General features: G+C 54.7%; 20 protein-coding genes and 1 tRNA gene. 13 read left to right on the forward strand and 8 right to left on the reverse strand.

Features of this window, described 5'->3' with window-relative positions; genetic code table 11:
* Nucleotides 1-7 precede the first annotated feature (7 nt).
* From AD666_RS04300 to AD666_RS25800, 9 genes are all read left to right on the forward strand, one after another.
* On the forward strand, nt 8-760 hold the full coding sequence (locus AD666_RS04300; RefSeq protein ID WP_053147908.1) for an ABC transporter substrate-binding protein: 753 nt from the start codon (nt 8-10) through the stop codon (nt 758-760).
* Nucleotides 761-835: 75 nt separating this feature from the next.
* The gene (locus tag AD666_RS04305; protein ID WP_053147912.1) at nt 836-1,531 is read left to right on the forward strand and encodes an ABC transporter permease; all 696 of its coding nucleotides are present in this window, start codon (nt 836-838) and stop codon (nt 1,529-1,531) included.
* Nucleotides 1,528-2,217, forward strand: coding sequence for an ABC transporter permease (locus AD666_RS04310; RefSeq protein ID WP_053147913.1), 690 nt, complete (start codon nt 1,528-1,530; stop codon nt 2,215-2,217). The genes AD666_RS04305 and AD666_RS04310 overlap by 4 nt, the downstream gene beginning before the upstream one ends.
* Nucleotides 2,198-3,451 (forward strand): methyltransferase, encoded by a 1,254-nt coding sequence (locus AD666_RS04315; RefSeq protein WP_053147915.1) that lies wholly within the window; start codon nt 2,198-2,200, stop codon nt 3,449-3,451. Before AD666_RS04310 ends, AD666_RS04315 begins: the two co-directional genes overlap by 20 nt.
* A 313-nt stretch (nt 3,452-3,764) precedes the next feature.
* A complete protein-coding gene (locus tag AD666_RS04320; protein ID WP_053147917.1) occupies nt 3,765-4,610 on the forward strand; it encodes an FkbM family methyltransferase in 846 nt (281 codons plus the stop codon).
* Nucleotides 4,611-4,664: 54 nt separating this feature from the next.
* Nucleotides 4,665-4,740: transfer RNA gene (locus AD666_RS04325), tRNA-Thr, on the forward strand.
* 120 nt (nt 4,741-4,860) lie between these two features.
* Complete coding sequence (locus AD666_RS04330; protein ID WP_053147919.1) at nt 4,861-6,231, forward strand: integrase arm-type DNA-binding domain-containing protein; 1,371 nt, start codon at nt 4,861-4,863, stop codon at nt 6,229-6,231.
* 1,297 nt (nt 6,232-7,528) lie between these two features.
* Nucleotides 7,529-8,455, forward strand: a complete 927-nt coding sequence (locus AD666_RS04340) for a DUF1837 domain-containing protein (protein ID WP_053147922.1) — start codon at nt 7,529-7,531, stop codon at nt 8,453-8,455.
* Between the two features lie 3 nt (nt 8,456-8,458).
* Nucleotides 8,459-10,975, forward strand: coding sequence for a DEAD/DEAH box helicase (locus AD666_RS25800; protein ID WP_082339664.1), 2,517 nt, complete (start codon nt 8,459-8,461; stop codon nt 10,973-10,975).
* A 293-nt stretch (nt 10,976-11,268) separates the two neighbouring features.
* On the opposite strand, the gene AD666_RS04350 is transcribed toward AD666_RS25800, so the two are convergent.
* Nucleotides 11,269-11,910, reverse strand: a complete 642-nt coding sequence (locus AD666_RS04350; RefSeq protein WP_053147925.1) for a BRCT domain-containing protein — start codon at nt 11,908-11,910, stop codon at nt 11,269-11,271.
* 413 nt (nt 11,911-12,323) lie between these two features.
* Here AD666_RS04350 and AD666_RS04355 point away from each other — a divergent pair, with 413 nt between their 5' ends.
* Complete coding sequence (locus tag AD666_RS04355) at nt 12,324-13,313, forward strand: Abi family protein (RefSeq protein ID WP_053147927.1); 990 nt, start codon at nt 12,324-12,326, stop codon at nt 13,311-13,313.
* Between the two features lie 365 nt (nt 13,314-13,678).
* Nucleotides 13,679-13,957 carry a DUF3077 domain-containing protein gene (locus AD666_RS04360; protein WP_053147929.1) on the forward strand — a complete coding sequence of 93 codons (279 nt, stop codon included), beginning with the start codon at nt 13,679-13,681 and terminating at the stop codon, nt 13,955-13,957.
* Nucleotides 13,958-14,128: 171 nt separating this feature from the next.
* Here AD666_RS04360 and AD666_RS04365 read toward each other — a convergent pair whose 3' ends face one another.
* Nucleotides 14,129-15,097: an alpha/beta fold hydrolase gene (locus AD666_RS04365; RefSeq protein ID WP_082339666.1), complete on the reverse strand. Its 969-nt coding sequence runs from the start codon at nt 15,095-15,097 to the stop codon at nt 14,129-14,131.
* A gap of 328 nt (nt 15,098-15,425) precedes the next feature.
* Between AD666_RS04365 and AD666_RS04370 the strand changes: the two genes are divergently transcribed.
* Nucleotides 15,426-17,033: a methyl-accepting chemotaxis protein gene (locus tag AD666_RS04370; protein WP_053147931.1), complete on the forward strand. Its 1,608-nt coding sequence runs from the start codon at nt 15,426-15,428 to the stop codon at nt 17,031-17,033.
* A 76-nt stretch (nt 17,034-17,109) separates the two neighbouring features.
* Here AD666_RS04370 and AD666_RS04375 read toward each other — a convergent pair whose 3' ends face one another.
* Nucleotides 17,110-17,787, reverse strand: a complete 678-nt coding sequence (locus AD666_RS04375; protein ID WP_053147933.1) for an RES family NAD+ phosphorylase — start codon at nt 17,785-17,787, stop codon at nt 17,110-17,112.
* On the reverse strand, nt 17,787-18,197 hold the full coding sequence (locus AD666_RS04380; RefSeq protein WP_053147935.1) for an MbcA/ParS/Xre antitoxin family protein: 411 nt from the start codon (nt 18,195-18,197) through the stop codon (nt 17,787-17,789). The genes AD666_RS04375 and AD666_RS04380 overlap by 1 nt, the downstream gene beginning before the upstream one ends.
* A gap of 267 nt (nt 18,198-18,464) precedes the next feature.
* Here AD666_RS04380 and AD666_RS04385 point away from each other — a divergent pair, with 267 nt between their 5' ends.
* The gene (locus AD666_RS04385; protein ID WP_053147937.1) at nt 18,465-19,391 is read left to right on the forward strand and encodes a LysR family transcriptional regulator; all 927 of its coding nucleotides are present in this window, start codon (nt 18,465-18,467) and stop codon (nt 19,389-19,391) included.
* Here AD666_RS04385 and AD666_RS04390 read toward each other — a convergent pair.
* From AD666_RS04390 to AD666_RS04405, 4 genes are read right to left on the reverse strand one after another with little or no spacing between them, the layout of a single operon-like run.
* Entirely contained in the window at nt 19,308-19,625 is a 318-nt protein-coding gene (locus AD666_RS04390; RefSeq protein ID WP_053147939.1) for an AzlD domain-containing protein, read from the reverse strand. The two genes, AD666_RS04385 and AD666_RS04390, sit on opposite strands and share 84 nt — an antisense overlap.
* Entirely contained in the window at nt 19,604-20,317 is a 714-nt protein-coding gene (locus tag AD666_RS04395; RefSeq protein ID WP_053147941.1) for an AzlC family ABC transporter permease, read from the reverse strand. Before AD666_RS04395 ends, AD666_RS04390 begins: the two co-directional genes overlap by 22 nt.
* The gene (locus AD666_RS04400; protein WP_172679594.1) at nt 20,314-20,751 is read right to left on the reverse strand and encodes a GNAT family N-acetyltransferase; all 438 of its coding nucleotides are present in this window, start codon (nt 20,749-20,751) and stop codon (nt 20,314-20,316) included. Before AD666_RS04400 ends, AD666_RS04395 begins: the two co-directional genes overlap by 4 nt.
* Nucleotides 20,752-20,764: 13 nt before the next feature.
* Nucleotides 20,765-21,511, reverse strand: a complete 747-nt coding sequence (locus tag AD666_RS04405; RefSeq protein WP_053147943.1) for a 2OG-Fe dioxygenase family protein — start codon at nt 21,509-21,511, stop codon at nt 20,765-20,767.
* Between the last annotated feature and the right edge of the window lie 119 nt (nt 21,512-21,630).

The following is a 21,630-nucleotide window of genomic DNA, read 5'->3' on the forward strand; positions in this document are numbered from 1 at the left end:
ACTACATATGCAGATCTACAAGAAGTTTCTCCTGGCCGCAGCCGCCGGCCTGGTGTTCTCGGCTAACGTCATGGCGGATGGAAAGCTGCGCATGGGCATCGAAGCCGCCTACCCACCGTTCAACAACAAGGACGCCAGCGGCCAGGTCGTGGGCTTCGACAAGGACATCGGCGATGCCTTGTGCGCGAAGATGAAAGTCGAATGCGAAGTGGTGACCTCCGACTGGGACGGCATCATCCCTGCCCTGAACGCCAAGAAGTTCGATTTCCTGATCTCCTCACTGTCGATCACCGACGAGCGCAAGCAGGCCGTGGACTTCACCGACCCGTACTACTCCAACAAATTGCAGTTCATCGCGCCGAAAAACGTCGAGTTCAAAACCGATAAAGACTCGCTCAAGGGCAAAATCATTGGCGCACAGCGAGCCACCCTGGCTGGCACCTGGCTGGAAGATGAACTGGGCAGCGACATCACCGCCAAGCTCTACGACACTCAGGAAAACGCCTACCTGGACCTGACCTCCGGCCGCGTCGACGCGATCCTGGCGGACAAATACGTCAACTACGACTGGCTCAAGACCGACGCCGGCCGTGCTTACGAATTCAAGGGCGATCCTGTCGTGGAAAGTGACAAGATCGGTATCGCCGTGCGCAAGGGTGACCCACTGCGCGACAAGCTCAATGCCGCATTGAAGGAAATCGTGGCCGACGGCACCTATAAAAAGATCAACGACAAGTACTTCCCGTTCAACATCTATTGATGCTGACGTGCCCGGCCGGTGCTGCACCGCAGCATCGGCCCTTAGCAAAGCCTGCCGCGATATGAACACACACCCATGATGATCGATCTCTACGGATTCGGCCCGGCGCTCGCCGCCGGCGCGCTGATGACCGTCAAGCTGGCGCTCTCGGCCCTGTGCCTGGGGCTGTTGCTCGGCCTGCTCGGCGCCCTGGCCAAGACTTCCCCGTACAAGCCATTGCAGTGGCTGGGCGGCACTTACTCGACACTGGTCCGCGGTGTCCCGGAGCTGCTCTGGGTGCTGCTGATCTATTTCGGCTCCGTCAACCTGATGCGTGCATTGGGCGAACATTTCGGCAATCCCGACCTCGCCCTCGATGCCTTCGCCGCCGGCGTGATTGCCTTGGGGATGTGCTTTGGCGCTTACGCCACGGAAGTGTTTCGCGGCGCTATCCTGGCGATTCCCAAGGGCCACCGTGAAGCGGGTGTGGCGCTGGGCCTGTCGAAATGGCGGATCTTCACCAGATTGATCCTGCCGCAGATGTGGCGCATTGCCCTGCCCGGCCTGGGCAACCTGTTCATGATCCTGATGAAAGACACCGCACTGGTCTCGGTGATCGGCCTGGAAGAAATCATGCGCCACGCGCAAATCGGCGTGACCGTGTCCAAGCAACCGTTCACCTTCTACATGGTGGCCGCCTTCATGTACCTGGGCCTGACGATCCTGGCCATGGCCGGCATGCATTTGCTGGAACGACGCGCCGCCCGCGGCTTTGCCAGGAGCACCCAATGAACTGGGAAGTTATCATCAAGTGGCTGCCGAAGCTGGCCCAGGGCGCGACCCTGACGCTGGAGCTGGTGGCCATTGCCGTGCTCGCCGGCCTGCTGCTGGCGATTCCGCTGGGCATCGCCCGCTCTTCCCGGCTGTGGTACGTACGAGCGCTGCCCTACGCCTATATCTTCTTTCTCCGTGGCACGCCACTGCTGGTCCAACTGTTCCTCGTCTACTACGGACTGGCGCAATTCGATGCCGTGCGCAGCAGCGCTTTCTGGCCTTACCTGCGGGACCCGTTCTGGTGCGCTACGGCTACCATGACGCTGCACACTGCCGCCTACATCGCCGAAATCCTGCGAGGTGCAATCCAGGCCATCCCGCGTGGCGAGATCGAGGCCGCTCGAGCCCTGGGCATGTCGCGGCCCAAGGCGCTGTTTTACATCATCCTGCCCCGTGCCGCGCGAATCGGCCTGCCGGCCTACAGCAACGAGGTGATCCTGATGCTCAAGGCCAGCGCCCTGGCAAGCACCGTGACCCTGCTGGAGCTTACCGGCATGGCCCGCACGATCATTGCCCGGACTTACTTGCCGGTGGAGATCTTCTTCGCGGCCGGCATGTTTTATCTATTGATGGCATTCCTGCTGGTACAAGGCTTCAAGCAGCTGGAGCGCTGGTTGCGCGTCGATGCCTGCCAAGGGCGCTGACAATGGCGTTCTGACGGGCGAGATACTGCTCGCCCGCTTCACGGCGCTGGATGCTTTTCTTACAGCGCATCAGGCACTGTGGAAACCACGTCCATTCACTTATCTGCAACTGCCCTGGGAAAGCGCCTACCCGGAATTGGCCCAATGGCTACGCCAGCGTTCGCTGGAGGATGCGGAACACGACCACCATCAGCCATGGCTCATTGAGGACGCGCCAGCGCCCTTCTGCGAACTGGCGACCATGTCCCGGACACTGAGTACGGTCGCGGAACTGCCAGCCAACACACTGGAAGCGCCCGCTCATCGCCTCAACGTCAATGTTCCCGGCCGCAAATGGCAGCAGATCGAGGCCTTCGCCAGCCGTCTGCACTTCGCCAGCGAACCGACCCACTGGCTGGACTGGTGCGCGGGCAAAGGCCACCTCGGTCGGCGCCTACTGCGTGGCGAACAACAACTGACCTGCCTGGAATACAACCCGTTCCTGGTCGCCGGCGGCCAGCAACTGAGCCAACGCCATCAGTTGCCAGCCACGCATCTGCAGCGAGACGTCCTGGCGGCGGATGCCGTTCAGGCGATCCGACCTGAACACACGCCGGTGGCGTTGCATGCCTGCGGCGAGCTGCATGTACGACTGATGCACTTGGCGAATGCCGCCGGCTGTGCACAACTGGCGATTGCGCCGTGCTGTTATAACCGCATCAGCACCGAGCATTACCAAGCACTGTCCGACGCCGCCAAGGGCTCTGCCCTACAATTGTCCCTCGACGATCTCAGCCTGCCGATGACCGAAACCGTCACCGCCGGCGCTCGCGTACGACGGCAACGAGACCAGTCCATGGCTTGGCGCCTGGGCTTCGATCTGCTGCAACGTCAACTTCGCGGCAGTGTCGACTACTTGCCCACGCCGTCCTTACCCAGCGTTTGGCTGGAAAAATCCTTCGCCCAATACTGCATTGATCTGGCCGCGCTCAAAGACTTATCCACAGTCGACTCGCCTGATTGGGTTGCGCTGGAAGCAGCTGGCTATCAACGCCTGGCCGAGGTGCGTAATCTGGAACTGGTCCGAGGCCTATTCCGACGGCCGCTTGAGCTTTGGCTGGTGCTGGACCGGGCACTTTTCCTAACGCAAAAAGGCTACGACGTACGCCTCGGCACGTTCTGCGAAACGCCGCTGACACCGAGGAATCTGATGCTACTGGCAGAGCGTTGCCGAGACGAAACACCCTGTGGATAACTCTGTTGATGAAATAAACCTGGATCCAAGAATTCCGCGATTTTCCTGACCGCTCCTTGGCTGGTCATTTTTTGTTCACATGGATAAAAAACCATGAAAACAGGCATTTGCGACGAAATGAGAAAGTCGTCACAAAAATCTACCAGTTGCCACCTGCCCCGCCCATCCCGTTGTGCATAAGCGCCCAAGCAAAACGACATAACCGCCGATTTCAGTGCTGGTCCGCGTCAGTAATTGCGTCCAACCCGCCCGTGCTATACAACAAGCCGCACGTATCCTGATTGACACATGCCAACGCACTCAAGGACCGGTCGTGACGTTCATTTCCTACGCACAAAATTTCGAAGACATACGTCTGTGGCGCGCCCTTCAGTCGGTGCAAAACGGCTTTTACCTCGACGTCGGCGCCAACCATCCGACAGACGACTCCGTTACCCGCGCCTTTTATGACCATGGCTGGTGTGGGATCAACATCGAACCGGTGTCGGCTTACTACGATGCGCTCTGCCAGGAGCGCCCCAACGACATCAACCTGCAATGCGTGGCCGGCGAAAACGCCGAAAGCCTGACCTTCTACACCATTGCCGACACGGGCTTATCCACCGTAGAAGCCAGCGTCGCCCAGCAACACCGCGACGCAGGCATGGATGTGCGCGAACAGACCGTCCTGTCCCGTACCCTGGCCTCGATCTGCGAACAATACGCCTCGGACCGCCCCATCCATTTTCTGAAAATCGACGTCGAAGGCCACGAAGAAACTGTGCTGCGGGGCATGGATTTCACCCGCTGGCGTCCCTGGATCATCCTGATCGAAACCCCATGGGCCCGCGACCAGACCTGGGAAACCCTCGTCACCGATGCCGGCTATCAGTCCATCCTGTTCGACGGCATCAACACCTACTACCTCGCCGAAGAGCACCTGGCCCTGAAACCTGCCTTCGACATTCCCCCATGCAACCTCGATGGTTTCCGGTTTTGCAAAGGTCACAAATTCAGCCATCCCCTCAGCGACACCGAACAGCAACTCGCCACCGCCCTGCAACGCGCCGAAGAGGCCGAAGCCCAACTGGCAGCCATCCAGAACAGCCTCACCTGGCGAGCCCTGCGCAAATTACGCCACCTCCTGCCCCACCCCTTGCCACGGCTCATGCAAAAATAGTCAGAATTCAGGGGTTTACAGAAATCCCCCAATGGCTATAATCGTCGCCCACACGCCGGTATAGCTCAGTTGGTAGAGCAACTGACTTGTAATCAGTAGGTCCCGGGTTCGATTCCTGGTGCCGGCACCACATTAGGCTCCACTGCATTCTACCGAATGCTCTGGAAGCCCCGAAAACCCGCCCTTTGGCGGGTTTTTTCGTTCCAGAACCCTCCGTCGGGATCCAACAAAATCCCCCTTCCCCGAGGGTATGTTAGGGGTACTGCGATTTCCCGGTCAGGAGCGCGTACCCCATGCACGTCTAGCGATCCCCCTCAGCGACCTGCAATGCCGCACGGCCAAAACCCGCGAACGCGCCTACAAACTGTTCGACGGCGGCGGCATGTACCTTTTCGTCAAACCCAATGGCGTGAAGACCTGGCGCTTGAAGTACACCAAGCCCAGCGGCAAGGAAGGTACGCTCATCATCGGCAATTACCCCATCGTTACCCTTTCCGTCGCACGACGTAAGCGAGATGAAGCCAAGGCGTTGCTGCTCGACAACCTCGACCCAATGGAAGAAAAGAAGAAGGCCAAGATCGTAGCCCAACGGGCGGCACTGCTTTTCGAAACCGTTGCTCTGGAGTGGCACGCCGACATGTCCCGTCGCTGGACCGAAGGCCACGCAAAAACCGTGATGAGCCGACTGCGTACCCACGTCTTCCCGCTGATCGGCCAACGACCCATCGCTGAACTCGATACCCATGACCTGCTCGAGATCACCCAGCGCATCAAGGAACGCGGCACCATGGATGTGGCGTTAAGGGTACAGAACTACTTATCCACCATCATGCGCGGGGCCAAAAGGGCTCGGCAGATCACCATGAATCCTGCACTGGATCTGGCAGGCTCGATTCACGCGCCGCGCACAGTCCATCGCCCCGCCCTATCCCTCAACCGCCTACCCGAACTGCTACAACGCATCGACAACTACAACGGTCGCGAGCTGACGCGCCTTGCCGTCCTGTTGACGTTGCATGTATTCGTCCGCTCCAGCGAACTACGCTTCGCTCGATGGAGTGAGTTCGACCTTCAACGCGCCATGTGGGAAATCCCCGATACGCGCGCACCGATTGAAGGGGTACGCAACTCCACACGCGGGACCAAAATGAACGGCGACATTCAAATGGTTCCGCTATCGCCGCAGGTCATCGAAATACTGGAGCGCCTGCGCAGCCTCAGTCGCTTTTCAGAGTTGGTGCTACCGGGAGACCATAAGTACTGGAAGCCCATGTCCGAGAACACGGTGAACACCATGCTCCGCAACGTCGGCTATGACACCAGCAAGGACGTGTGCGGCCACGGCTTCAGGACCATGGCCTGTAGCGCCCTACTGGAGTCCGGGTTATGGACCGACGCAGCTATCGAAAGACAAATGAGCCATAAGGAACGTAACCGCGTGCGCGCCGCTTATATCCACAGGGCCGAATTCCTCGAACAGCGCAGGCTAATCATGGCGTGGTGGAGCAACTACATCGACGCCAACCGCCATGGGCATGTGACCCCCCACGAATTCGCTCACCCAGTCGGCGACAACATCACGGCCCTACAAAATAGCCGTGGCGCATCCAAACGTGGGTAAGCCAATGAGATCACCGCAGTCCGCCCTTCCACGCGGGTCCATCCAAGCGGGGCTGCAAAGCCGCCCTGCTTGGATGGACCTCATTTAAAAATCTAAAGCTCACGCAAACTGTCTGTGGAAAACTATTGATTTCCACTGGTGGATAATTTCATCCACAGCCGCAGAACTCCCGAAAATTGGAGTCTTGACCCGAATTATCCACAGGCGTAGAAAAGATCGGGCAAAGCGCTGTCGTCGACAGCAACCCAAGTAGCCAGAACCTTTAAGGCTACGCCACACGGTGGTGGTTCTCCCAAAGTGCGATTAGCGTCCGGCGGCTCGCACGGTCACAGCGATGTGATGGATGCCTACTTTTACCAGTGTGCCCACTGCGGCAACTCATCCCCTTTCATAGCTGCCCTGCAGCAACCTATCCGCTTGGCCATTTCCTTGCGCCAACCTGCGCCCGTCTCTTTCTTCCGGAAAGAGACGGGCGCTCCTACCGCTGCTGCAGCCCACCTCGTATAAGGCTTTGCGGCAATTCCCTCTGTGACAATCGGCGTGACAAACACCGAAGTCACCAGCAACAGCGATGCAGATGATGGTGCCGCAGCCCACGGAATGGACTGCACCTGACTGACAGTCAGGCACGCCCCGGTCATCGCCTCACTGCCTTCACCCGACCCAGGATCTCGCCGCGCCGGTCTCGTCAGCCAGTGCAGCCTCCACCCGCCCACTTCCTCGGAAGTGTTCAGGAGGCCAGATCATGAGATGCCCAAGCTCTCGGTCATAAAGAGCCGCCAGTCCCGCGCTAGTGGACAACCCTCACAGGTCGCAGGGGCCTTTATCCCTGATAACACTCAACATTCTTGGCGGGATGACGTGGGGCGAGGGTCGGAGAAAAATGAGGCGAACGACATGGCATGGTGCGTAGAAGCGATGGCAGAGGTTTTCTACCACGGCATGTAATTGAGCGACGCAATACGACAAGTGACGCAGAGTACGCTTGCTGGTGAGCCACACGGGTGTAGCAATGTCGTTACGATGAGAGGATTAGCGTAATTGAGTCGATGCAGACTGGAAGAGGTGTGCCGGCGCATCACGCAGCGGACCGCACCATACACAGCTCATTCCACCGGGCATCATAAAGGATGGCAGAATGCTGGCCAGTAGCACCTCTCAAGGCTATGATCCGATAACCCTTATTACCAGTCAGGCTGAACCAGTTGGCGATTACACATTGGGTCGTCGAGTTCTAAATGTGGAAACCAAATAACTAGCTCTAACTAAAACTTAACGAAGTCAAGGAAGAATACAATTGAGCAGTTTAGAAAACTCATCACTTTACGTCTCAGTAGATGAATTAGACTACCAATCCTGCATTGACGTAATCGAGCATACTGAAACAATTGATGAAGCTAAAGCAAACGTGCGGATTCATCATCTGAAGTTTGATGGAAATGGTAGGCCAATGTCCAAGGCCCTTGCGGAGTTACTATACCAATACATCATTGACTATTGTATAGCGTCTAAAAACAGGCCTGACACTCTGACAAATAGACAGTCAGCACAACTAACAAAAGAAGCACGGAAATTATTCAGACATCCAGAAACCTCAGAAGATGACCCTGATAAAACTGGCGAGGCTGGTGAGACTCTTCTTTTCTTCTTAACAGAAGCAATTCTCAAAGCGCCTCAAATCGTCGCAAAAATGGAACTAAAAACGAATAGACGGCTAGAGTCAAATGGCTCCGATGGCATTCATATGCGGTGGTGCGAAGAAGATCAGTTAGTTGACTTTTATTTCGGCGAATCGAAACTGTACAGCTCTATTGATGGAGCCATTACATCCGCCCTAAAAAGCATCAATGAATTCCATGATAAAGAAATTTATAAACATGAATTCACAATGATAACAAAGCACTTCAAATATGCCGACGACAATACAAAAAATGCAGTGGTTGACTTGATTAAGCTAGGCGAACCCGGCCCTGGAGCTCGAATAAACCATGCATGCCTGATCGGTTACAACTGGAAAGAATATCAAAACCTTCATAAAGTCAAGCAATGCGATCTATCCAGTCAGTTCCGCGAAATTTTGCTTACCGAGAGCAAAAACATTTCCAAAGTACTTAACACGAAATTTAAAGGCTTTGAAAAAAAACATCTTAACTTTGAGGTTTTTTTCTTACCTTTCCCATCTGTCCAGCAGTTTCGCGATGAATTCAATGCAGCCCTGGACTAAATCATGAATATTGCCGAACAGTTCCAACCTCAAATAGAAAAACTTTACAAACTAAACATAGAGTCTCTGCTGCCAGTTCCAGATAGCCCAGCCAGTATTACGGAGCATGAGATTAAAAAACTCATCGGCGTGTCATCTGCGCTTTCCCTATCCGAAGACCCCAAAGACTTAATTTTAGCTTACGAGATAATGAGCAGACTCCTAGAGTCTAGCAAAGAGTCCGCTTTTGACATAACCCCCGCCGCAGACATAATACTTTCCAGACTAGGGAATTTCCCTGGGCGCACACTGCTTCGCAATCGTTATTCAGATGATGAACAACCTAGCATTCCAATTTCACTAGCACTGGAAAGAGTTGCTCGCGAAGCCGAGAACTCAACCAGCGACGGAATACTTTTAACAGACTTTCAATACAAACTTTTAGCAGCCCTACAAAAGCAATCATCTCTAAGCGTCTCCGCACCTACTTCAGCGGGGAAATCGTTCATCCTAAACATAGAGTTAGCCCGCCGACTAAAATCCTGCACAGAAAAAGCCGTTGTGTATATAGTCCCAACACGAGCCTTGATAAGTGAAGTTTCGAGCCGCATCCGGCAAACAATTCAGCGCGAGAACATAGACGATACCACGGTTCGGACCGCACCTTTTCCGCTGGAAATAGAATCAAAATTTAAAAGCATTGTTTATGTACTCACACCAGAAAGACTTTTAACTCTCCTAAAACCAAAAAACAACACACAAAAAATCTCCACGCTAATAGTAGATGAGGCGCATGAGATTCAGAAAGGGAATCGAGGCATTGTGTTGCATAACGCGATTGAGATCGCGCTATCTAAACACCCTAAAACATCGCTCATGTTTGCTAGCCCCCTCATTAAAAACCCTGGATACCTACTAAGCTTATTTAATCGCAACGACAATGGCCAGTTTTTTACAGAAACGATATCGCCAGTATCACAAAACATCTTATTAGTATCTGAAGTAAACAGAAAGCCAAACATGGTTAACGTTTCGCTGCTTACGGACAAGTTTGAAATTGCAATTGGAGAGCGTAATTTAAGCTTTCGATTTAGAGATAGCATTTTCAAACAAAGAGCGAACTTAGCCTATGCGATTACGAAGAACGACGACTCGACGATAATATTTGCAAACGACCCTAGCGATGCTGAAAAAATAGCACTCGAACTTTCCAAGCTCAACAATAGCTTCGAACCCAGCAACAACATAAAAGAATTTATCAGCTTCATTAAAGGGGAAATCCACGAAGAGCACGGACTGATAAATAGTCTTCAAAATGGCGTAGCGTTCCACTATGGGGATATCCCTTCTATTGTAAGAGCTGGCATTGAAGACCTGTTTCGGTCTGGAGAAATAAAATATATATGCTGCACCAGCACCTTATTGCAAGGAGTCAATCTTCCTGCGAAGCATATTGTAATTGAAAATCCATATAGCGGCACAAAACCGATGCTGCGATCCGACTTCTTAAATCTGGCAGGTAGAGCCGGAAGACTTCTTCAAGAGTTCCACGGCAACATTTGGTGTATCAGACCTAAAAGTTGGGCCGACGAGTCCTATCAGGGCGATACTCTACAAGAAATCAAATCATCCATGGCTAAAATAATGGACGATGGGGGCACGATTATCCAAGAGCTTATAAAGCGTTCTCTGACTGACGAAAAAGATAAAGAGGTGGCTGAAGCTGGATTCAGCAAGCTTTTTCATGAAAGCATGGCATCGAACGATGAACAACTGATAGACAAGTACAGCACCTCAGATACAGCAGACACTTTCAGCGAAAACTTAATTCATATAAGATCACTTGAGATCACGCTCCCTTATGAAACACTCGAAGCTCATCGCTCGTTGAGACCAGATCATCTCCAAAACCTATACAATCATATAGCTGGAGTATTGAGCATTGACCATCTTTCGCTTTTACACCCGTTCGAAGCTGGCGGAAAAGAAAGAATGTCAAATGCTATCGATCTCGTTTGTCGTCACTTCTCATGGGATGCACCTATAGATTCTATAAAATATAGGAATCTTATATGCAATCTCGCACACGACTGGGTTACAGGAAAATCCATTGGATCAATACTCAGAGATCGCGTGAATTTTGTTCGCAGAGACGACGACAACAAGAAAAGCGCCTCAACAATAATCAGAGAAACACTGAAAGTTATCGAAAGCGCAATCAGATTTAGGCTTGTTAAGTACCTTAGCGCATATGAAGACATCTTAGAGCTAGCATTGCTGGAAAGAGGATTTTCAAAAGACGACGCTCAGCAAGCCCCATACCACACTTTCTTAGAGTTTGGTTCTTGTAACCGAGTCGAGCTAGGCCTGATGTCTCTAGGCTTTTCGCGGTTTACAGCACTTCGCTTAAAAAAAATAATTGGAAACACAGACGCAGTAGATGTAGAAGACTACTTGGAGATTCTCTCTACAATAAATATTAACTCCATGGACCTTCCGAAACTATGCCTAAACGAGTTTAGAAGCATCATAGGGAAATAATTAAAATTACTCCTTCGGGCCGTAGCGGCCTAAAAACTGAGTCACATCCTCATTAGGATACTAATGGGGATAGACTCACTCATACCTCAATTAAAAAGTATTGTATTTCATAGGCTTAAACTTATTTTCGACTCCTGGTGCCGCACCATACAAAACAAGCCCTCGCAGAAATGCGAGGGCTTTGTTGTTTATGGCACCTCCAACCTGTGGGAGCGAGCCTGCTCGCGATGAGGCCGTCAAATTCACTGACGATCTGCCGGCCAAGACGGGGCTGCGCCTCTTAGGTCACAACCTCAACCAAACAACATCTTTTGCCAATGATCCTCACCCACAATGGCAATCGATGAACCCGCCTCTCGCAGCTCCACGGCCTTTATAATCTTCGTTCCGTAGGTACTGTGGCGCCACTGCTCATTACCCACGCTGCCAACCACTAGGTAATGCACTTTCTTACTCACGGCTCCGCCAATCAAACCACCCCGTTCCTCGACTAACACCTGACAGTCCTTACGCGGCCCAAAGGCCATGACACCGGTAAATACAAACATCCGGCCGTCCCATACCAGATCAGGGGCCGGTGAATTGAATGGAAGGTCGGTAGAAGCAATGGGGAGCGTTTCGCCGGCCTTCGCACGCTCGATGCCCACGCCAGAAAAGCTACGCAGGATGTTAAGCAGCTCAAGAGACTCATCCGGGTCCAGAGCGTCGTCCTGAAGCATGGACGCCAGACGTGAATAAAGCAGATTGATCACCGGGTCGTTGAGATGCGCGAGATTGTTCTCCAGCCATTGCTTCAGAAAAGTCGCCTCAGAGGTGTTTACGACGCCGTCCGCGGTAATCCCTGCTGCCAATCCCACCAAGGCGTCGGCGGCACGTCGATCAATACGGGCGCTGTGGAAGAATTTACTGTTTTCGAATTCATTGTGCAGGTCCATGGCGGGGGTGTCCTTAGGGGGTGGGTTGGCTCGATACTTTGTGGAAATGTAGTAATCAAAACTAGCATTCCTTTGCGCGGGTACTCGACTCTTTAAGCAGCAAAATAAATCAGCAGCAAAATAAATCCGTCCCCTTTTTGCACGTCCCCTTTTTGCATGTGTGGGAGCGAGCCTGCTCGCGATTAGGCCGTTAAATCCACTCATGATTTGCCGGATCAATGCCCTGCGAGCACGCTCAGTCCGCGCCCAAATCTGCGTGCTCCAGTACCCGTTACCGTTACAATTTCACCTCACCCTTAAGTTGACGACCTTCTTCAGCTACCTATAATGCACCCCAACACACCCGCCAAGCCTAGGTTGACCCAGTCAGCAAGCTCAAATCGTGCGGGTTTTTTTTGCCTGGAGAAAACTACATGAGGCCCTTCGACAAGCCGGCTCTCAGCGTAGAACAGCAATTGGAACTGCTAAAGCAACGAGGCCTGCACGTCGCCAACGACGAACGGGCCATGCGTTTTCTCGAAGTGGTCACGCTGTTTCGTCTGAGCCCCTACATGCGTCCCTTCCAGGAGACAGACGCTGAACACACCTTCAAGCCCGGCAGCACGCTCAAAGCAGTCGTCGACATCTACCGCTTCGATGGTTCGTTGCGACGCATAACCATGAATGCCATCGAACGTGTCGAAGTCGCCATACGAGCGACTATCAGCAATCACATGTGCCCTAAATATGGGCCCGACTGGATTGCTGACGCGTCGGCCTTCTCCTCGTCATACGCCCATCTCGATCTGTTGCGTCCCTTGCGGGAGCAATTGAATAAGGAGCGCAACAAACTGAGGCGTGAGATTGAGCGCATAAAAAATGGCCGACAGGCCGAAGGGCTCCAGCAGCAGCGCATAGAAAACCGCATGCGCGATAACTATTTTCGATATTACGGAGCGACCTATGCTCACCCTGAGTTGCCGCCTGCTTGGGCGATTCTGGAAGAGCTCAGCCTTGGGACGGTATCTACTCTCTTCAATGCCATAGGTAGAAGTGCCGATAAGAAAGCTATCGCCGCCAGATTCAATCTGCCCTTCGACGTATTGGCCTCTTGGCTGCACACCTTGACTTTCATTCGAAATTGCTGCGCCCATCATTCTCGACTCTGGAACCGAGAGCTCTCGATTCGACCAGCCTTGCCCAAAGAGTGGGTCGTCCCAAATGCACCTGTCGGCCGGCCCCAGCCTAAGCAGCGCCTCTACATCGTATTGACAATGTTGGCCTACCTAACCGACTTGATCAGTCCAGACAGTCAGTGGAAGCTTCGCTTGGCCGAAATCATGGACCAGCAGGAACTGGCTTATTTGAGGCTCATGGGATTTCCCAATGAGTGGAAACGCCAGCAACAATGGTGCTTGGAATAAGAAGCTAGAAGTGCGGGTTTCATTCTCACTCTCCCATCTCAATAGCCACCAAACTGCCTGAACCGGACACGCCAGCATCGCGCCACGATTGCAGCTTAGCCACTTGCCCGCTACGCTTCGGAGGTCGCTGCCAATTCAGCGACCGGGCGTAGGAAACCCGAAGTAATCAAGGCGCAGCAAATGCGCCCCGCTTATTATTGCAGGCGCTTTTTTTGTGTCTGCGATAATGCTTCATGGCGGCTGTGCGCGGGACACCTTCGGGTGTGCCGGGTACCTTGATTCCCGGTTTTCCTACCCCGTGCATGGCCGCCACCCAATCCCGTAGGAAAGGACGGTTGCGGCTCTCATAGTCAAGGAGCCAGACAATGCCAAACCCGCAAGACTTAAAAACCGTAGGCCTAACCCCCTTCTCGTTCCACTCCGACCGACCACTCTTTCGTGTCAACAGCGGCGTCCCTATCGGCGAAGCCCTATCCCATGCCTCCGATCTACTCCACGTCGCCAAGCTTCTGGCCGAAGACGCCGCGATGATTCGCGACACGGATCGCTATGCCTGGGCGTCGTGCTATTTGCAGGACATGAGCAAGGCCGTTATTGATGATGTGGTGAAGGTGCTGGAAACGCCGGGGAGTTACTCCGCTTAGGTGCGAGGTAGGGCGGCGCTGCTCAGTTGGGCGAGCAGCGTTGCGTCTGAGAGTCCTGTGAGCGCGGGTGAAGAAGGGCTGCTTCGCACCCCAGCGGGAGCAAGCTCCCTCGCCACGGGGAGTTACGGTGCATTCAGTAAAAAGTCGTTCGTCCGTCGATATCGCGACCCGCTACTTTCGCAAGAAATCCAGAATCGCTCCGCTGGTAGCCTCTGCTTTTTCTTCGAGCACCCAATGCCCAGTGTTTTGCAGGATCAGAGAATGAGGCTGCGTAGTAATGTGCTGTACCTGTTCGGACAACGTCTTGCCTCGTGAGTGATCCCCGCCAATGGTGAGCACCGGGATGGTCAGTTTGTTTTCGGCGAACGCCTGGTTGTCATTGGCGTCATGCTCTACCCACGCAGAATAAAGCTTGAATGCCGCCTCCATGCGTCCGGGTCGGGAGTAATCTGCAACCAGAACGTCACGTACCTCGGCGGGTACTTTAGGGTTTCCCTCGTACACGAACTCATCGAAAAACATATCGAGGTATATTTTTTCTTTACCTCGGGTCATCTTTTCAGCCGTGCTTCCATAGAAACGAAAATGCCACTTACTCGAAATACCGGTTTGGGGATTACCATTATAAGGAACCTCCCACCCTGGAATACCGGGGATAAATCCATCCATTAGAATTATGTGCTTTGTTTCGTGCGGATAAAGCGCACCGTAGGCATAGGCGACAATCAAGCCCATATCATGGCCGATAATATCCACCTGCTTCATCTTCAGCGCTTTAATCAATTCATGCAGATCCAGCGCCATGTTTTTTTTGTCATAGCCACTTGTCGAAATTTCTGTTTCCCCGGCACCACGATAGTCCGGAACCACGGGGGTATAGCCAGCGCGCGCCAGCCTCCCCATCAACGCCTCCCAACTGCGCCAGCTTCCCGGGAAACCGTGCACCAACAAGACCGGCTTGTCGCCATTACCGCTCACTAGATAATGCATGCGAATGCCGTTCACGTTCGCATACTCACTTTTAAACGTTGCGCCATCAATGACAACGCTCTGGGGGTCAGCTGTCGGCGTTGCGGCTTGCAACTGAGCGGACATTCCCGAGATAGCCAATGAAATAGCGGAGATAATGAGCTTTCTCATTCTTGGCACCACCGTAGGCCGATTGAATTCCTATGCTGCACCCAGGCTGAGCAGGTACGTTGCGGTTAATCGGGAACCGTGAAGTTCGATTTTCCTGCTCTAGCCTGAGTGCTTTTTCGACAGGATGGCTACTGTCAGAAATGACAGTCTCGACGAATGGCTTTTGGCGTTCCGGGAGTAAGTCCCTGCGCCGAAAGGATGCCGCACCGCATTCAGCTAATCATTTTCCCCGCCGATACCCATGGAATAACAGCACGCCCCGAACACGAGGCCCCGCTGACGCTCAACTACACTTGCCCAAAAATCCTCACCTCAGGAGCATTCGGCGATGAAAATTCGCACCAAGGTCATCGGCTCGGGGTTGGTCAGTCTGTTCTTTGCGCTGTTGCTCGGTGGCATCGGGTTGTGGGGATATCACGCCATGACCGAAGCCCTGGCGCAGAACGAGACCAGTATTTCCGCCATGCGCAAACACATGGAGGCGGACATGATGCACGACGCCATCCGCGCCGATGTGTTGGCGGCGTTGCTCGTGGCGCCGGGCGATGCCGGGGCGGCCAGGGAGGTCACCGAAGCGTTCGATGAGCACACAGCGCGGATGCGCAAGGTCATTGCCGAGAACGCCGAGGCGAAGCTGCCGCAAGAGGTGGCGCAAGCGATCGTCGAGTTGAAGCCCCAGGTCGAAACCTACATCGACAGGGCCAGGCAGGTCATCGGCAAAGCCTTGAGTGGCGCCCAGGATGGTCGTGCGTTACGGGCGGAGTTCGACCAAGCGTTTTCGGCCCTTGAAGAGCGCAACGAGGTCGTGAGTGAGCTGATCGAAAACCAGGCCCATTCGTCCCGCCAGCATCAGGATCAAAGCATCCATGCCTCGGAACGCTGGTTGATCGTGACACTGCTGACCACCTGCGTGGCGCTGGTGCTCTTGTCATGGAGCCTGCTCAAGGCTGTGCTTACGCCATTGAACAAGATCATTCTCAACACCCAGGCGATTTCCCAAGGGGACCTGCAGCGGTCGATGGGCGCACATGGCAACGACGAGCTGGGACAATTGCAAGGTGTGATCGAGCAGATGCAGGCCAACCTGCGCCAGATGATCGCCACGATCCGCAGCCAGAGCGATGAACTGCATGGCACGTCCCGAACCTTGGGCGATACCGCGCGGCAGATTGTATCCAGCGCAGACAACCAGGCCCAGAGTGCCACCAGCATGGCGGCAAGCATGGAACAGATGATGGCAAATATCAGCCAGATCCATGAACATGCCGACAACGCACGAACGATTTCCGCACAATCCGAACACCTTGCCAGCAGCGGCGGGCAGGTGATTCTCGGGGTAGTGGAAGGCATGAGCCGCATTGCCGAGGTGGTGAACCAGTCCTCCGTCAAAATCACTGCGCTGGATGCTTCGTCCGAAGATATTCATTCCATCATCCAGGTGATCAAGGGCATCGCCGAGCAAACCAATCTGCTGGCATTGAACGCCGCCATCGAGGCCGCCCGCGCTGGCGAAGCCGGTCGCGGTTTCGCGGTGGTGGCCGATGAAGTACGAAATCTGGCGGCGCGCACCACCCAATCCACTCAGGAAATCACCGCGATGATCGAACGCATCCAGGCCAACGCGCGGGATGCGGTAGCGAATATGCAGGCGTGCGTAAGCAGCGTCGATGAAGGCGTAAACCTGGCTCAGCAGGCTGGCGTATCCATCAGCGAAATACGCACCGGCGCCCGGCATGCCGCTGAAGTGGTGGAAGAAATATCCCTGACCATTGCCGAACAATCGAAAGCCAGTGATGAAATGGCGCAGCGGGTGGAATCGATTGCCGAACAGTCACGGGAAAATACCCGTTCGATTCACAACCTGACGCAAACGGCGGACCAGCTCAACGATGCGGCTGGATCGATGCAAGCTTCGGTGCAGCAATTCAAGATCTGATGGCAGCCTGGCTCGATTCTTGTGGCGAGGGCATCCGCTCTTCGCCACCGCGGGATGTCGCAGGGCCAACGGCGACTCACACCTGGTTCACCTCGAACACAAACGAAATCTCGCGCTTCTGGGCACTCCAGACATATCGGATATGTTTACCCTGGACCGGAATTGAAACCGCGGGCGGGCGAAACGCGGCGACGCACTCATGGCCAGGCAGGCGAACGCTGTTATAGAGCAGGCCCCAGGACAGGCTTTCACGCAATTGCCGGGCAAATACCTGGGACGGGCCGTAGGCGTCGGGGTCCGGGTTGTGCAGGTGCGGGTAATCATGGCGGATGTCGTGGAGCGGCTTGATGACCTGGTTGACGTAGGTACGCATGGTCAACTCCAGGTCCGGTTCGTTGGTCGCTCCCAGGAATCGCGCCTGGTGATAGCAAGTTTCGGCAATGGCGGCTTCCTGGCTGCTGGCGGCGTAATAGACGCCGAAAGTGCCATCACTGAAGCGGCTGCTCTTGCCGATGTGGGTAAACGCCGCCATGACCGGCGAGGAACCCGGCCCGGAAACACGATCTTCTGGACGTACACGGGACAGCACCCCCGCTTCCTCCATCAACCGGTCATTGGTCAATGCTTCCAAGGCGTAGGCCGTTGGCAAATCGTCCGGGTCCAGCACGTCTTCGAACAGCGTAATCGGTGGAAAGCAGCTGTTGACGATGCGATAGGCGCGCGTCCATTGCGGGTCCGCCAGTGGAGGCATCATCAACCGCGCACTCCATCGAGGTATCGCCGCACATCTGCAATATCTACCACCCGTCCGGCCAACATATAGGACAACGCCGACTGGCCATTGAATGGCGCAGCGGTGTTGGGCGTGCTGACCCATTGGTATGCACGATCCCGGCTGTTGCTGAAGATAATACTCAATGCCTTGTGAATACCCATGAGATAGGAAATGCGCTCCAGAGTGTCACGCGGCAAGCGTATGTTGGCCGGCAGTTGCTTGTATTTGTAGAAGGTCGTGTTTCCTACCTTGCCCAGCAACGTGCGCTGTTGCTCGACACTACAGCCCCACAGCGCCATGAGATTGAAGAAAAACTTCAAGGCGACCCGACCGGCATCCGGAGACTCTAGCTGTTGCTGTGCATTGAAAGTAATGGAGGGCGTTGCCATGGGATGAGACTCCGTTGTTACCGTGATACCGCAAGAGTAGTACATATACGGACATAATTTAATATTTAATTCGTAAACGGACAAACAAAGTACCGAACCGGCAAAAAAAATGAATTGCGCATAAGCTCCAACCATCGCCTGCCAAGGCTTTTCGCCACAAAATCGCGACAACCGCGGCGAGGTGCATGATGATAGCCACCTGTACAGCCTGTACCCGGGCCAGGTACATAACAACAGCGAGCCCACTTACGCAGAGGGCATTACCTCATGGATAGCAGAACCTTACGCAACCTTATGCGCATCGTGCAGACCGGCTCTTTGTCGGCGGCAGCGGAGCATTCGTGCCTCACGGTGCAAGCATTGGCGGCGCAATTGAACAAGGTAGAGGAGCAGTTCGGTTTTCGATTGTTCCGGCGTTCGAACAAGGGGTTGACGTTGACGAGCCAAGGCTCGGAACTGACTCCCTTCATGGATCAGGTATTGGTGGCCACGCGACAGTTGGAAGAGAAGGTCGCAGCACTCAAGAAACCTCGGCAACGCACACTTAAAGTGGCGCTGAATACCACTCTCGCGGCGGAATTCAATCGACGACTGATAGATCGGTTGATTGCCGTTTTTCCTCAATTCCAGTTGGAGTTCAGTTACGCCGAGTCAATGGAGAACCTGAGCAAGCTCAAGAACGAAGGTTTTGACCTGGCGATCCTGATCGGGCCGCAGCAGAGTGGCTTTCCCAGCATCACGATGCCGGATGTACAAGTGCGAGTGGTAGGCGCTCATTGCGGCGGCGAGGACGATTCTCTGGGGTCGATTGGCGACAGGTTTCAGGTACGTCCGGCACAGGAATGTCCGTACTCCCACAGCTTCCTTCGTTTCCTCGATGCCGGCCTGGGCGACTATGGCTCGAGCCAGCGGATGGTGTATTCCTGCAGTGAAACGCTGACCTTGTCCTTGATCACGCAGCTCGATGGGCTGGGACTGGTCTCCAGAGAGGCGGCGTTGCATAACGGCCTGGCAATTTTCCCGGACTTCGAGGACTTTCTCGAGGTCCGCCTGGCCGTGAACAATCCGGAGCTGTCCAGCCAGGCGCTACACGACGTTGTGGACCTGAAGCTACATGAACGAACCGAGCGCGATATACGCCGCCGTGCCCACCGCCACACTGAGAAACAGGTTACGGCTGAAATACGCACATAACAGCGTAGGAATCGCGGCATAGAACTCTGGGCGGTCCAGTTGTATCTGCTGATCCTTGATCAGCAGCGGGGTGATGCTGATGGCAGCGACGATCGCCACCGGCAGGTATTCCAGCGCACGGGCGACGAAGGGCGGCCAGTGTTCCGTATTGACCTGCAACGGCAAGGCACGGGGCAGGAAGGTCACGGCCATCATCAGGGCCACCACCAGGATCAGGAACGTTTGGTCAGGCATACGCCCACCCCGCAGCCAACGAAAGTGGCAATGAAGACGTTGAACGGTGAACTGCCCAACAGGCTCAACACGCCCATGCAGACAACGGCTGCCAGGGCCGCGATCAGTTTGTTGCGGGTGTTGCACAACGAAACCAGCACATAGAGCATCATCGCCGTCAGCGCATAGTCGAGCTGATACTTGATCAGATGCGCGGCGTACTGTGCACAAACGGCGCCCAACAAGCCCCCGAGCACCCATGAGGTGTGACAGAAGAGGTTGAAGCCGATGAGGTATCGCACACTCACGGGTGCCCCGCTACCGAGCTTGACGCTGTGGAAGGCAAACGATTCGTCCGTGAGCCCGGAAGCATAGCACCAGCGCTCGAAACGACTCAGGCCCAGCGCACGCAGGGCCTTGGCCATGTAGACCGACATCAGCATGTGCCGCGCATTGATCAGGAATGTAGTGAGCACGATGGTGGTCAGCGACGCCCCGCTGGAAAGCAACGCCAGCGCGGCGAACTGCGAAGCGCCCGCATAGACGAAGAGGCACATCGCGACTGGCAGCCACAAAGGCAACCCGGCGTTGACCGCCATCAGACCGAACACGAACGACACCGTAAAATAACCCGCTACCACCGGACTGGCTTCAGCGAAGGTGCGCGAGGCTTGTGGTTCGACCGCCAGCGGCTGGCTGGAAGTCTTGCTCATAGATCCCTCTCGAAAGTGATTTCACCCCGGGGTTCGTAGAACCCCTGTGCCGCCCAGAAACGCTTGCCGGCCAGGTTAGCATCATCGACGAACAGGAACATGCGTAGCACGCCTACCCGTTTCATGTCGGCCGATGCCGCTTCCACCAAACGCTGACCCAGGCCTCGGGTGCGATAGCCTGGACTCACCGCCAGGTGGTTGATGGTGCCGCGGGTACCCAGCCTGCCGCCAATCACCGCGCCAACCACTTCACCGCGGGCATCGATGGCCAGGTAGGCAGTGGTGGTCTCCTGGAGAAGTACTCCACGCAAAAATCGGGCATCCTGCCATTCGCAGAACGACACTTCGTCGAAACCGCGAAAGAACTGCTCCATTCGTTCGGCGTCCCTGACCATCGCCCGGCGCAGCAGGACCTGCTGCACCGGATCGTCCATGGTTTCCAGCTGTTCAGCGAACAATGTCGAAAGCGGTCCCGGGCCGCGAGAAGGAGATCGCCAGGATCTGCCTGAACGCCATTTCATGGCTGTGAACGTTGCGGGCAGGGGTGACATAGTGGCGCATGTCGCGATCCAGGAAGAACGTCGTGTCGAGAATGTCTTCGTAAGTAATCGCGGCCAGTTGCTCTTCCTGGGCGGTGTACAACCGGCTCTCTGCGCCTGTCACGTTATGACGGCCCCAGAAGTGCACGCCACTGAACGGGTAGCCGTCGCAGTGGATCCCTTCGGGAGTAATCTCCAATTGCTTGCCCGGCTTGATCTCGATGCGGATCTGATGAATCTGGCACTGCCAGATTTCATCATGCAGTTCCTGTGGCAGGACGTTCTTGTAGACCTCGAAGTCCGTGTCGATCAGGCTGCGCATCACCGGCGAGTTGATCACCTCGTCGGAAAAGTCCTGGAAGTGCCGCTCCAACCCACCGACATAACTGTTGTTGGCCTTGGACTGGATGTAGGCCCGGTGTTCGAGTTGCTTGAGTTCACGGGTCTTCGGGTCGTATTCGAAGTCGCTGTAACGACGAAAACGCATGCCTGACTCGGCCTGGCCGTAATAACTGTCGGGCTCCATGTTTTCCCAGCTTTTGGTCAGCCGGACAAAATCGCCGAAATGACCGTAGAGATTGAAGTCTCCACCGCGGACGTTAACGTATTTGTCACGTCGAAGCGCTTCGCCCACTTCCCTGTTCAGAACGATCATTTTTTATCAGGTCTCCACTGCATTGAGCGGCCTAATCTAGTAGGTGCAGAATTTACGTCCATGAGAAAGAATTTGAGGCATTTCAAGCCTTGCTTGAAACCTTGGTTGAATGCCCGTGG

This window comes from Pseudomonas sp. Pf153, from assembly GCF_001269775.1.
Lineage (GTDB): Bacteria > Pseudomonadota > Gammaproteobacteria > Pseudomonadales > Pseudomonadaceae > Aquipseudomonas > Aquipseudomonas uvaldensis.

Bases quoted from the DNA above. Each gene is read 5' to 3' on its own strand.
- AD666_RS04300 (WP_053147908.1), top strand. From the start codon at position 8: ATGCAGATCTACAAGAAGTTTCTCCTGGCCGCAGCCGCCGGCCTGGTG.
- AD666_RS04305 (WP_053147912.1), top strand. From the start codon at position 836: ATGATGATCGATCTCTACGGATTCGGCCCGGCGCTCGCCGCCGGCGCG.
- AD666_RS04310 (WP_053147913.1), top strand. From the start codon at position 1,528: ATGAACTGGGAAGTTATCATCAAGTGGCTGCCGAAGCTGGCCCAGGGC.
- AD666_RS04315 (WP_053147915.1), top strand. From the start codon at position 2,198: ATGCCTGCCAAGGGCGCTGACAATGGCGTTCTGACGGGCGAGATACTG.
- AD666_RS04330 (WP_053147919.1), top strand. From the start codon at position 4,861: ATGTTAGGGGTACTGCGATTTCCCGGTCAGGAGCGCGTACCCCATGCA.
- AD666_RS25800 (WP_082339664.1), top strand. From the start codon at position 8,459: ATGAATATTGCCGAACAGTTCCAACCTCAAATAGAAAAACTTTACAAA.
- AD666_RS04350 (WP_053147925.1), bottom strand. From the start codon at position 11,910: ATGGACCTGCACAATGAATTCGAAAACAGTAAATTCTTCCACAGCGCC.
- AD666_RS04355 (WP_053147927.1), top strand. From the start codon at position 12,324: ATGAGGCCCTTCGACAAGCCGGCTCTCAGCGTAGAACAGCAATTGGAA.
- AD666_RS04360 (WP_053147929.1), top strand. From the start codon at position 13,679: ATGCCAAACCCGCAAGACTTAAAAACCGTAGGCCTAACCCCCTTCTCG.
- AD666_RS04365 (WP_082339666.1), bottom strand. From the start codon at position 15,097: ATGAGAAAGCTCATTATCTCCGCTATTTCATTGGCTATCTCGGGAATG.
- AD666_RS04370 (WP_053147931.1), top strand. From the start codon at position 15,426: ATGAAAATTCGCACCAAGGTCATCGGCTCGGGGTTGGTCAGTCTGTTC.
- AD666_RS04375 (WP_053147933.1), bottom strand. From the start codon at position 17,787: ATGATGCCTCCACTGGCGGACCCGCAATGGACGCGCGCCTATCGCATC.
- AD666_RS04380 (WP_053147935.1), bottom strand. From the start codon at position 18,197: ATGGCAACGCCCTCCATTACTTTCAATGCACAGCAACAGCTAGAGTCT.
- AD666_RS04385 (WP_053147937.1), top strand. From the start codon at position 18,465: ATGGATAGCAGAACCTTACGCAACCTTATGCGCATCGTGCAGACCGGC.
- AD666_RS04390 (WP_053147939.1), bottom strand. From the start codon at position 19,625: ATGCCTGACCAAACGTTCCTGATCCTGGTGGTGGCCCTGATGATGGCC.
- AD666_RS04395 (WP_053147941.1), bottom strand. From the start codon at position 20,317: ATGAGCAAGACTTCCAGCCAGCCGCTGGCGGTCGAACCACAAGCCTCG.
- AD666_RS04400 (WP_172679594.1), bottom strand. From the start codon at position 20,751: ATGGACGATCCGGTGCAGCAGGTCCTGCTGCGCCGGGCGATGGTCAGG.
- AD666_RS04405 (WP_053147943.1), bottom strand. From the start codon at position 21,511: ATGATCGTTCTGAACAGGGAAGTGGGCGAAGCGCTTCGACGTGACAAA.